Below are 12,047 nucleotides of genomic sequence, written 5' to 3'. Positions count from 1 at the left end.
GCATAACCCCAGCCTTCCATTGTTTCAGCCGTATAGTCTAGGAACGTGTTGTCTTTAACATTGATAAAGAACTGTGCAGACGCTGAGTGAGGGTCCATAGTACGAGCCATGGCAACGGTGTAGTTCTTGTTGCTTAGACCATTGTTTGCTTCGTTCTTGATAGTTTCACGGGTAGTTTTCTGGTTCATGCCTGGCTCAAAACCACCACCTTGAATCATGAAGTTACTGATCACTCGGTGGAAGATAACACCGTTGTAAAAACCTTCTTTAACATACTGCTCGAAGTTTTTAGCAGTCACTGGCGCTTTTTCGAAATCTAACTTAAGTGTGATATCACCGTGGTTGGTTTTTAATAAGATCATGAGTCTTGGCTTTCCTGTTGATAATGTAGAAGAACTTGTTCAGGCGCATTGTATATAAATTGGCTTTGAATCGCTATGGCTTCGGTGATAGTTAAAAAACTGAAAAAATACTCAATTATTAATGACAAAATTGATCTGAGTTATTGCTCTAATTTATTAATCGCTTTATCGTTTAGGCAGAATATAAAAGAATAGGGTGCACAATGAGTAGTGGAATGAATATGAGTACCGATGCAGGGAATATCTTTAAAAAAGCCTCTCTCTATAAAGGGGTACATAAGCAGATTCGACAAAAGGTGAGTCATACCATTGATATGCCCTCGTCGCTTTCTTCTGTGATTACCTCCGATTGTGTTAACGAGGCTGACCCAGAATCAGTTGGTATGACCAGAGAAGGCGTTGAGGCGATTTGGAAATCGGTGGAGGATATTTATAGCACTGCGTTGTACCCAGGCGTTTCAATTAGTATGCGCCGACGAGGAAAAGTAATACTTGATCGTGCGATTGGTCATGCGGTTGGTAATGGTCCTGACGCACAAGAAGGTGATGCTCGTGTTCTTATGCGTCCTAATACTCCTGTCTGTTTGTTTTCCGCTTCTAAGGCAGTTACGGCTTTTTTGATGCACCTGCTTTCTGAAGATAAACTCGTTCATCTGCATGATCCTATTAGCTTCTATGCACCGGAGTTTGGTAAGAATGGCAAAAAGAATGTCACGATTCACGAGGTCTTGTCCCACAGAGCGGGTGTTCCTGGATTACCGAAAGGTGTTCCCCCTGAAGTCTTGTGGGATAACGATGAAATCTGGCGCATCTTGTGTGAGACCAAGCCTCAGTCTTCAAAAGGCAACCGGTTGGCATACCACGCCTTGACGGGTGGCTATATTCTTGAACGTGTGGTTAGGCAGGTTACCGGAAAAAGTATTCAAGACTTCTTGGATGAGCGTGTCAGAAAACCGATGGGCATGAAGTATTTCCGCTATGGTGTGGAAGAGCGCTATGCTGATCGGGTGGCCGATAATCACGCGACAGGCGTTAGGCCTTTCTATCCTATTTCGGCTTTAATTGAGCGGGCATTGGGTGGATCGCTTGATATGGTTGAAAGTGTAACTAATGACCCACGTTTTAAAAAGGCGGTTATTCCTGCTGGCAATATTATGGGAACCGCAGAAGAGATAGGCCGCTTCTTCCAAATGCTGTTGAATAACGGTGTATGGGAAGGCAACCGCGTATGCCACCCAATGACGGTTAAGCGCTTTACTCAGGAATATTCCAGTATCCAATTTGATCAAACACTTATGCTGCCTATGCGCTACAGTGCTGGCTTAATGTTGGGCGGTGAGCCCTTCGGTATGTGGGGTAAACACAGCGCTCAATCATTTGGACATATTGGTTTGATCAATAAACTATGCTGGGCCGACCCGGTGCGTGATGTGTCGGTGTCTTTGTTGACGACAGGGGTTCCGATTGTAGCCAATAACATTCCGACCTTATTTAGGTTTATGAACAAGATTGATAAGCATTGCCCAAAGGGCGCGACAGTGAAATAGCTAAAACGCCACTCTGGAATCAACGGGGTCAGACTCGATTGAATTTCAATCGAGTCTGACCCCGTTGATTACTTTCTATTAGTATCGATTTCTATATAATGTCGGGTTTTATTTTTCGTCGGATTATCACCCAGCATGTCAGAACAAAACACTCCTGAAAAAGACACCGAAGTTAAGCACTTTTTACAGCAGGCTATCGAGCAGGACATTGCCGATAACAAGCATGGCGGCAAGGTTGTTACGCGTTTTCCTCCTGAGCCGAATGGCTTTTTACACATTGGTCACGCTCGTTCTATTTGGTTGAACTTTGGTTTAGCGAAAGAGTATGGCGGTGAGTGTAACCTTCGTTTTGATGACACCAACCCTGAAAAAGAAGAGCAGGCCTATATTGATGCGATTCAGGAAGATGTTAAGTGGTTAGGCTACGACTGGTCGGGTGAGGTGCGTTATGCTTCTAACTACTTCGACAAGTTTTATGACTGGGCTTTGCATCTCATCAATCAAAAATTGGCTTATGTTTGTCACCTTTCCCCTGCCGAAGCCAAAGAGTATCGTGGTTGGGCGACGTCTCCTGGTAAAGAAAGTCCTTATCGAGAGCGTACAGTTGAAGAGAATTTAGCTGAGTTCGAGAAGATGCGTGCCGGTGAGTACGATGAAGGCGCTTGTGTTTTACGCGCCAAGATCGATATGGCCTCACCAAATATGAATTTGCGTGACCCGATTCTTTATCGTATCCGTAAGGCTTCTCATCATCAAACGGGTGATAAGTGGTGTATTTATCCGAGTTATGATTTTGCTCATGGGCAGGAAGATGCCATTGAAGGTGTGACGCACTCAATTTGTACCTTGGAGTTTCAGGCTCACCGGCCTTTATATGAGTGGTTTACGGAAAACCTACCTGTTCCGAGTAAGCCTCGCCAGTACGAATTTGGTCGTTTGAACTTGAACTATACCGTTACCAGTAAACGTAAGCTTAAGAAGTTGGTGGATGACAGTGTCGTTTCAGGTTGGGATGACCCGCGTATGCCAACGGTATCAGGTATGCGTCGTCGTGGCTTTACGCCCACTGCGCTAAAAAGCTTCTGCGATATGATCCCTGTTTCAAGCAAGAACAATAGTGATATTGACGTGGCGATTCTTGAGCGAGCGATTCGTGATGATTTAAACGACAATGCTGCGCGCGCCATGTGTGTGATGAACCCTATTAAGGTGACGATATCTAACATGGCTGATAATAACGCCCAGGGTGCTGACGAATTGCTGAATGCTGCCTGTCACCCTAGTAAGCCGGAGTTAGGGAGTCGCAGTCTGCCATTTACTGAAACACTCTACATCGAGAAGAGTGATTACACTGAAGATCAAACCTTGTCGCGTAAGAAGTTCAAGCGCTTAGTCTTAGGGGATTATGTTCGCTTGCGTGGTGCCTACATTATCAAGGCCGAAGAAAGTGTTAAGAATGAGCAGGGTGAAATTGTTGAAGTGAAAGCTAGCTTGGTTGCTGACTCGGTAGGCAATAATATCGAAGGAATTAAGCCTCGCGGTGTTATTCACTGGGTATCTGCTGAGCAGAGTGTCGAGGCGGAAGTGCGTTTATATGACCGTCTTTTCAATCATGCTAACCCAGATGCGGGTGAAGAAGATTTTATGACGCATGTTAACCCTGAAAGCTTTAGTGTGATTAAGGCTTACCTTGAGCCTGATGCAGCAAAAGCGGAGCCTGAGGCGAATTTCCAATTTGAGCGAGAAGGCTACTTTGTTGCCGATCGATATGACCATAAGCCTAGTGAAGGTAAGGTCGTATTCAATCGCACAATTGGTTTAAAAGATAATTGGGCAAGCAAATAAGTAAGAGTAGATGGAGTAAAGAATATGTCATTGAAAATTTATAATACGCTATCTGCAGAGAAAGAAGTATTTAAGCCGCTTGAAGAAAACAAAGTCAAAATGTATGTCTGTGGGATGACGGTGTATGACTATTGCCATATCGGTCATGCTCGCGTGCTGGTCAGCTTTGACGTGATTACGCGTTACTTGCGCCACTCTGGCTACGACGTTACGTATATCCGAAATATCACCGATGTAGATGACAAGATCTTCGCCCGAGCGGCGGAGAATGGAGAGGCCTACGATGCTTTAACGCAGCGCTTTATCGATGCGATGCATGAGGATGAAGCGGCGTTGTCGGTGAAGTCTCCAGACCAGGAGCCGAGAGCGACGGCGCATATCCAGGAAATTATCGATATGATTCAACGTCTGATCGACAACGAGCATGCTTATGCTGCCGACAATGGCGATGTCTATTATGCGATCGATAAGTTTGAAACCTACGGTAAGCTAAGCAAGCGTAATACCGAAGAGCTGTTGGCGGGTGCGCGTATCGATGTTGAAAAGCATAAGCGTAATCCACTGGATTTTGTTTTGTGGAAAGCGGCAAAAGAAGGCGAGGCTAGCTGGGAATCCCCGTGGGGGAATGGTCGCCCTGGCTGGCATATTGAATGCTCAGCCATGTCGACTTGCTGTTTGGGTGATACCTTTGATATTCATGGGGGCGGGCCAGACTTAAAATTCCCACATCATGAAAATGAAATTGCCCAGTCTGAAGGTGCAACCGGTCAGAAGTATGTGAACTACTGGATGCATGCAGGCGCTGTTCGTGTAAACAAAGAAAAGATGTCTAAATCTTTGGGTAACTTCTTCACCATTCGCGAAGTCTTGGAAAAGTATCCGGCTGAAGTGATTCGTTACTTCCTAGTGTCTAGCCACTATCGTAGTCAGGTTGATTATTCCGAAGATAACCTGGTTGAAGCGCAAGCAACCTTGGATCGTTTATATCAGTCTTTACGTGGTTTGAGCGAGGCAGAGCTAAGTTCTGAAGTGCGCGTTGAGTCTTATCTTGAGCGCTTTAAAACAGCGATGGATGATGACTTTAATACGCCTGAAGCATTGGCCGTGATGTTTGACTTGGTTCGAGAGCTAAATGTTGCACGTACTGATGAAGGTGACAATGTTGCGGCCTTGGCTAGTACGCTTCGTTCTTTAGGTGAAGCTTTGGGTATTCTTCAATTAGACCCTGAAGATTACTTTAAAGGCGCAGCTTCGGCTGATGGTTTATCAAATGATGAGATAGATGCTTTAGTTGTGGCAAGAACAGAAGCACGTGCGAATAAAGAGTGGGCGGAGTCTGACCGAATTCGTGATCTGTTGTTAGAGCAGGGCATTACCTTAGATGATAGTAAAGATGGTACCAGCTGGCGCCGCTCTTAATCACTAATAAACTCAATCGTAGGCAGAGGGTTCTACCCCTCGCTAATGCGGTGCTTCATAGAAACTTTGTGCCAGTCCGCCAGCGAGGCACGGAGACATCTGCCTACAAGTGACTGTCGAGATAGCGCGTTTGTAGTTGTAGGCGGCCCGTCTCGGGGCGCAAGTCTTTCCACGGTGTATCAGATAGCCTAGCGGTTTCGTTCGCGCGGCCGGAGGCCCCGCCTACGTGGAGTTTGGTATATATTCTTTTGTAGGCAGAGGGTTCTACCTCTCGCTAATGCGGTGCTTCATAGAAACTTTGTGCCAGTCCGCCAGGGAGGTACGGAGACCTCTTCCTACAGGCTTGCTTCAACTTAGCTATGCAGCTCATTCGCTGCATAAAGCGTATTTTCCATCAGCGTTGCAACTGTCATGGGGCCTACACCGCCAGGAACAGGTGTAATCCAGCCAGCGCGCTCTTGCGCGACATCAAATTCAATATCACCCACCAAGCGGCCATCGTCCAAACGGTTAATACCCACGTCGATAACAATTGCGCCAGGCTTAATCCATTCACCTTTTACTAAGCCAGGTTTGCCGGTGGCAACGACTACGATGTCGGCCTGAGATATCTTCTCGGGCAGGTTTTTGGTGAAGCGGTGAGTGGTCGTGACAGTGCAGCCAGCTAGTAATAGCTCAAGGCCCATCGGTCGACCAACGATATTAGAAGCGCCGACGATAACGGCATCTTTGCCTCTGATTGTTTGTCCTGTTGTTTCCAATAAAGTCATTATGCCTTTTGGGGTGCAGGAGCGGAGTAGGGGCATTCTTTGTGCAAGGCGGCCAACATTAAAAGGGTGGAAGCCATCTACATCTTTATCTGGGCGTATACGTTCTAGTAAAGGATCGCTGTCTAGGTGTTCAGGCAGAGGGAGCTGAACCAGTATGCCGTCGATTGTTTCGTCGGCATTATATTTGTCAATAAGGCTTTCTAGCTCTTCCTGACTTGTTTCAGTAGGAAGTGTCAGCGTTTCGGATTTGAAGCCGACTTGTTCGCAAGAGTTAGTTTTGTTTCGAACGTACACTTCAGATGCTGGGTCAGCACCTACCAATATAACCACAAGCCCGGGAGGGCGCTTACCTTGGGCGACTCTTTCTTTTACGCCTTCGGCCACTTTAGCCTTTACCTCTTGCGAGATTTTCTTTCCATCAATTAGTGCTGCGGTCATGTTCGATCTCTCTAACCCTGAATTTTGAATGGCGGCATTTTCTCATGACCCTTTATGAATAAAAAGCTTATAAATTGCTTTTTTAAAAGAATTTCTAAAATTCGCTTTAAAATTTGTTGACGATCGAAAAAACCGGCTGTATTATTCGCGCCATCTTTGAGAGGCAACGAGGAATGTTCCAGGCAGCAGTGCTTGTGAATAGGAGTTGTTAGCTAATTTAAGTATGATCGGGGTATAGCGCAGTCTGGTAGCGCGCCTGCTTTGGGAGCAGGATGTCGGGAGTTCGAATCTCTCTACCCCGACCATTTTAAAGATCTTGTTTCATGTTGTTTGTGTAATAGGGTTTTTAGAGAAAAGGATTCGAGCGCCCGTAGCTCAGCTGGATAGAGCAACGGCCTTCTAAGCCGTAGGCCATAGGTTCGAATCCTATCGGGCGCGCCATTTATTAAGTGGTAGAAGCCAGGTAATGGTGGGCGTAGCTCAGTTGGTAGAGCTCCGGATTGTGATTCCGGCGGTCGAGGGTTCGAACCCCTTCGTCCACCCCAACTTTTTGCAAATTGTTGATTTACAACGGGTTGCAAGTTGGTTAGAATACGAAAAAATTGACGATGCGAAAGTGGCGGAATTGGTAGACGCGCTAGATTTAGGTTCTAGTGTCTTGCGGCGTGAGAGTTCGAGTCTCTCCTTTCGCACCAAGTCAAATCTTGGTGTTTCTAAAAAAGCAGTATTTTACCGCAATAAAATATCTGCTGTTTGTTCTCTTCCTTGGTTATATTTATATATAACGAATAATCTGAATATAAATCTTTTCTAGTTTATTACGCTTTCCTGTGAATTGTTTTTCGTTTTTGATGTTTTTCATCGATTAAGCACCCTTAAGTCGATTAAAGTGCTTGATATATTCAGGTAGTGATCTTAATATTCGCCCCCAATAATTTTAATGGCTGATACACTGTCTAGATCGATTCGATCACTAGACTGTCTTTCAATCATGTATATAGGTGCTTTAAGCGCGCGTACGCAGATTGGTAGTGGTGTTAGGTCTTCGAGCAAACACGTTATATATAATTGAGGAATGTCCATGCAAGTTTCTGTTGAATCCACGTCTTCCATAGAGCGCCGAATGACGATTGGTGTACCTGCTGATCAGATCGAGCGAGAAGTCGAGGAGCGCCTTCAGAAGACGGCTAAAACAGCACGTATCAACGGTTTTAGACCAGGAAAGGTGCCAGTTAAGGTTGTTAAAAAGCGTTATGGACAAGGCGTACGTCAAGAAGTGATTGGCGAAGTAATGCGTAACTCTTACGTTCAAGCGTTGACTCAAGAGAAAGTTAACCCGGTTGGTTATCCTCGTTTTGAGCCTAAGACAGTTGAAGAAGGTAAGGATCTAGAGTTTATTGCGATTTTTGAAGTGTATCCAGAAATCGAATTGGCTGACTTGTCTGGGCTTAAGTTAGAAACGCCAGTTGCTGAAATTAAAGAAAAAGATATCAAGAACATGATTGATACGCTTCGTCGTCAGCATGGCACACTTAAGTCAGTAAAGCGTAAGTCTAAGAAGAAAGACTTGTTGACGCTTGATTACGTTGGTTATATGGATGGTGAAGCGTTCCAGGGCGGCACAGGTAAAGACCAGAAGATCACTTTGGGTGCCGGTCAAATGATTGCTGGCTTTGAAGACGGTCTGATCGGTTCAAAAGCTGGTGAGTCAGTGACTTTAGAGCTGACTTTCCCTGAAGACTATGCGAACGAAGAGTTGGCAGGTAAAGATGTTAAGTTTGAGGTAGACGTTAAAGTTGTTGAAGATACTGTGCTTCCTGAAATGGATGAAGAGTTCTTCGGTAAATACGGCGTAGACTGCAAAACTGAAGAAGACTTCAGAGCAGAAGTAATTAAGAATATGGAACGTGAGCTTGAAAATGCAGTAAGCAATAAGCTGAAGCAGCAAGTTGTTGAAGGCATGTCTGAAGCAAACGATATCGACGTTCCAGCGTCTATGGTTGAAGAAGAAATTAACCGAATGAAGCAAGAGGCCTTGCAGCAGTTTGGTGGTGGTCAGCAGTTAGACGTTTCTCAGTTGCCTTCTGAGCTATTTAAAGATCAAGCGACTCAGCGTGTTAAAACTGGTTTGTTGTTTGCGGCAGTGGTTAAGGAAAACGAAATTACGCCAGATGCTGAAGCAGTTGATGCCAAGATCCAGGAAATTGCCGGTACTTATGAAACGCCAGCTGAGGTTGTAGAGTTCTATAACCAAAAGGAAAACCGCGCGCAGGTTGAAGCAGTTATTGTAGAAGACGCAGTAGTTGAGTTAGTTAAGTCAAAAGCGAAGGGCAAAAAAGTTAAGATGTCCTACGAAGATGCGGTTAAGCCAGCAGCAGCTCAGCAATAAGAAGCTTAAAAAAAAGAAATATTCGGATGAAAATCTGAATCTCTAATTTTTTTCAGCTACACTTTAAACAGCCAGTTAAATACTGGCTGTTTTTAATTTAAAGCGACGAAAAATAAAGACTGCATATTCAATATGACTTGTCGTAGATATCAAAAAAAGATACCTAGGTCGACACATCAATACTTGTAGCAGGCCAAGCAGAGGAAGAAAGATACGTATGAATTTCCAAGACAATATGGGACAAGGCTCAGGCATTATTACTAATAGTGGTCTCGTGCCAATGGTTATAGAGCAAACTGCACGAGGAGAGCGATCTTTCGATATCTATTCGCGTCTACTAAAAGAGCGCGTTATTTTTATGGTTGGTCAGGTTGAAGATCACATGGCTAACCTTGTTGTTGCTCAGCTGTTGTTTTTGGAATCTGAGAATCCTGACAAAGATATTCACCTCTACATCAATTCACCTGGTGGCTCAGTTACTGCGGGTATGTCTATCTATGACACAATGCAGTTTATCAAGCCGGATGTTTCTACGTTATGTATTGGTCAGGCGTGTAGTATGGGCGCATTGTTGTTGACGGGTGGTGCTCAAGGTAAGCGTCATTGTCTTCCTCATTCGCGAATGATGATTCACCAACCTTTAGGTGGTTATCAGGGGCAGGCGACTGATATTGAGATTCATACTAAAGAAATTCTAACGATTCGTGATAAGCTGAATAAAATTATGGCTGAACATACAGGCCGTGATATCGAAGAAGTTGCTCAAGATACAGATCGTGACAATTTTATGGATGGTGCTGAGGCAGTAGAATATGGTTTAATTGACTCAGTGATTGAAAAGCGTCCGTCGGCAGAGTAGTAGTGAGGGGCACTTGCCTGGGAAGATAGAGCTTAAGCTGCTCGAATAGGACTTCTCAGGCGATTAAATGAATATCGCGCAGCGGTAAGAGCCGCTTCATTGCGCGCAGGCGTTCGAAGAGGCGCTTTGTACAGTAAGTAGGAAATCTGATGACCGATGAAAAAAACGGTAAGGGCGGAGATAACGGTAAATTACTTTACTGCTCCTTTTGTGGCAAAAGTCAGCATGAAGTGAGAAAACTGATTGCAGGCCCATCTGTCTTTATCTGTGATGAATGTGTAGACCTCTGTAACGATATTATTCGTGAAGAGGTGCAGGAGACAGCTTCTGAGGAAGCTAGTGATAGACTACCTGTACCGCAAGAAATTAAAGAAACGCTTGACGACTATGTGATTGGGCAGGAGAGGGCTAAAGTAGTTCTTTCTGTTGCTGTTTATAACCATTATAAGCGTCTGAAGTTCGACAATGCTAAGTCTGACATTGAGCTGGGCAAGAGTAATATCTTGCTGATTGGCCCAACGGGTAGTGGTAAAACGCTATTGGCCGAGACGCTAGCGCGCTTATTGAATGTTCCATTTACGATTGCTGATGCAACCACGCTGACAGAAGCCGGTTACGTTGGTGAAGACGTCGAGAACATTATTCAGAAGCTTCTGCAAAAGTGCGATTACGACGTAGAGAAAGCGCAGCGCGGAATTGTTTATATTGATGAAATCGACAAGATTTCTCGTAAGTCTGATAACCCTTCAATTACACGAGATGTGTCAGGTGAAGGTGTGCAACAGGCTTTGCTTAAGTTGATCGAAGGTACGGTTGCTTCGGTTCCTCCTCAGGGTGGGCGTAAGCATCCTCAGCAAGAGTTCTTGCAGGTTGATACAACTAATATGCTGTTTATCTGTGGCGGTGCCTTTGCAGGCCTGGATAAGGTTATTGCTGATCGTTCTGAGAAGAGTGGAATTGGCTTTGGTGCATCGGTTAAGAGTAAGGATGCAGAGCGTAAGGTTGGTGAGACGCTAAAAGAAGTCGAAACCGAAGACTTGGTTAAGTATGGTTTGATTCCTGAGTTTGTTGGTCGTTTGCCGGTGATTGCAACGCTAAACGAGCTTGATGAAGCTGCGTTAATGCAAATTTTGACAGAGCCTAAGAACTCGCTCTCTAAGCAATATCAAAAGCTTTTTGAAATGGAAGGCGTTGAAATTGATTTTAGGGAAGAGGCGCTTCGAGCTGTTGCCAACAAGGCAATGGAAAGAAAGACTGGTGCTCGTGGCTTAAGATCGATTTTGGAGAATGTTTTACTCGATACTATGTATCACATTCCATCCGAGTCGGGCATAAGCAAGGTTGTTATTGATGAAAATACCATCAATGGTGAGTCTGAACCGATCAAGATTTACGATAATGGTGAACAGGCAAAAGCCTTGCCTGACAGCTAAGTTCGACTAAAATCGATAAAACCATGTCCATGAAGGTGGGCATGGTTTTTTTTTACCTGGCTGATATGGAAAAGTTCTAATATTCTCGCCCGGTTTGTCTTGTATTTAAAAAATATAGCCCCACTTATGAGTCAAAGCATCTATTTGTGATTGAGGAATTGTATGTCTGATCAAGATAAAAGCACGGAATCAGAAAGCGTTGAAAAAGATATCGTGATAACTGCGCCGGAAGGCCATATCCCCATGTTGCCCTTGAGGGATGTCGTTGTCTTTCCGCATATGGTGATTCCTCTTTTCGTTGGTAGAGAAAAGTCTATTATGGCGCTTGAAGCGGCCATGGCTTCTGACAAGAAGCTTCTCTTACTCACACAAAAAACTGCCATCGAAGACGATCCGTCAATCGATGAATTATATTCCGTTGGTACGGTTGCAAATATATTGCAAATGTTAAAGCTGCCCGATGGTACGGTTAAAGTGCTGATCGAAGGTGAGTACCGAGTCAGTGTGGATCGGGTTGCTTCAGAAGAGTTCTTGTCAGCAAAAACGAGTGAGCTGGAAGAGTCTCATCCAGAGCAGTCTGAGTTTCAGGGGCTTGTGCAAACCTTAATGTCTCAGTTTGAAAAGCTGAGTAAGGTGAGTAAAAAAATTCCTGCTGAAATCGTCTCGTCGTTAACGAATATTTCTGACCCTATTAGGTTGATCGATACCGTTGCTGCTCATTTGGAACTCAAAATAGCCGATAAGCAGGATGTTCTGGAAGAGTTGAATGTCGGGCAGCGTGCAGAAATGTTGTTAGCTGTTATCGAAGGCGAGCTTGATCTGATTCAGGTCGAGAAGCGCATTCGTGGTCGTGTTAAGAAGCAAATGGAAAAGAGTCAGCGCGAGTACTACCTGAATGAGCAAATGAAAGCTATCCAGAAAGAAATGGGAGCGATCAACGAAGGTGGTAACGAGTTCGAAGAGCTGGAAAACAAAATTCAAACGG

9 protein-coding genes and 4 tRNA genes are annotated in these 12,047 nt (G+C 44.7%); 11 read left to right on the top strand and 2 right to left on the bottom strand.

Annotation, left to right across the window (positions count from 1 at the left end):
- Positions 1 to 362: peptidylprolyl isomerase (locus A3761_RS18425; protein ID WP_068750648.1), on the bottom strand; the 362-nt coding region annotated here is incomplete at its 3' end.
- 203 nt (positions 363 to 565) lie between these two features.
- Here A3761_RS18425 and A3761_RS18420 point away from each other — a divergent pair.
- The 3 genes from A3761_RS18420 (at position 566) to cysS (ending at position 5,173) form a co-directional block, all read left to right on the top strand.
- Positions 566 to 1,909 carry a serine hydrolase gene (locus A3761_RS18420; protein WP_197470058.1) on the top strand — a complete coding sequence of 448 codons (1,344 nt, stop codon included), beginning with the start codon at positions 566 to 568 and terminating at the stop codon, positions 1,907 to 1,909.
- A 135-nt stretch (positions 1,910 to 2,044) separates the two neighbouring features.
- Entirely contained in the window at positions 2,045 to 3,754 is a 1,710-nt protein-coding gene (locus A3761_RS18415) for a glutamine--tRNA ligase/YqeY domain fusion protein (protein ID WP_068554097.1), read from the top strand.
- A 24-nt stretch (positions 3,755 to 3,778) separates the two neighbouring features.
- Positions 3,779 to 5,173 carry a cysteine--tRNA ligase gene (gene cysS, locus A3761_RS18410; RefSeq protein ID WP_068739824.1) on the top strand — a complete coding sequence of 465 codons (1,395 nt, stop codon included), beginning with the start codon at positions 3,779 to 3,781 and terminating at the stop codon, positions 5,171 to 5,173.
- Between the two features lie 353 nt (positions 5,174 to 5,526).
- Here cysS and folD read toward each other — a convergent pair whose 3' ends face one another.
- On the bottom strand, positions 5,527 to 6,381 hold the full coding sequence (gene folD, locus A3761_RS18405) for a bifunctional methylenetetrahydrofolate dehydrogenase/methenyltetrahydrofolate cyclohydrolase FolD (protein WP_068739826.1): 855 nt from the start codon (positions 6,379 to 6,381) through the stop codon (positions 5,527 to 5,529).
- Positions 6,382 to 6,609: 228 nt separating this feature from the next.
- On the opposite strand from folD, the gene A3761_RS18400 reads away from it, so the two are divergent.
- The 8 genes from A3761_RS18400 to A3761_RS18365 form a co-directional block, all read left to right on the top strand.
- Positions 6,610 to 6,686: transfer RNA gene (locus A3761_RS18400), tRNA-Pro, on the top strand.
- Positions 6,687 to 6,745: 59 nt separating this feature from the next.
- Positions 6,746 to 6,822, top strand: a tRNA-Arg gene (locus tag A3761_RS18395).
- Positions 6,823 to 6,850: 28 nt separating this feature from the next.
- Positions 6,851 to 6,926: transfer RNA gene (locus A3761_RS18390), tRNA-His, on the top strand.
- Positions 6,927 to 6,991: 65 nt separating this feature from the next.
- Positions 6,992 to 7,076, top strand: a tRNA-Leu gene (locus tag A3761_RS18385).
- Between the two features lie 386 nt (positions 7,077 to 7,462).
- Positions 7,463 to 8,770 carry a trigger factor gene (gene tig, locus A3761_RS18380; RefSeq protein ID WP_068506898.1) on the top strand — a complete coding sequence of 436 codons (1,308 nt, stop codon included), beginning with the start codon at positions 7,463 to 7,465 and terminating at the stop codon, positions 8,768 to 8,770.
- Between the two features lie 217 nt (positions 8,771 to 8,987).
- Positions 8,988 to 9,629: an ATP-dependent Clp endopeptidase proteolytic subunit ClpP gene (clpP, locus tag A3761_RS18375; RefSeq protein WP_304438895.1), complete on the top strand. Its 642-nt coding sequence runs from the start codon at positions 8,988 to 8,990 to the stop codon at positions 9,627 to 9,629.
- A 149-nt stretch (positions 9,630 to 9,778) separates the two neighbouring features.
- Positions 9,779 to 11,062 (top strand): ATP-dependent Clp protease ATP-binding subunit ClpX, encoded by a 1,284-nt coding sequence (gene clpX, locus A3761_RS18370; RefSeq protein ID WP_068506896.1) that lies wholly within the window; start codon positions 9,779 to 9,781, stop codon positions 11,060 to 11,062.
- A gap of 243 nt (positions 11,063 to 11,305) precedes the next feature.
- The coding region (locus tag A3761_RS18365) for an LON peptidase substrate-binding domain-containing protein (RefSeq protein ID WP_304439625.1) at positions 11,306 to 12,047 on the top strand (742 nt) is incomplete at its 3' end.

The sequence above is a fragment of the Oleiphilus sp. HI0123 genome (assembly GCF_001635315.1).
The sequence above is the reverse complement of the archived record's forward strand: the minus strand, read 5'-3'. Positions and strand labels throughout refer to the sequence as shown.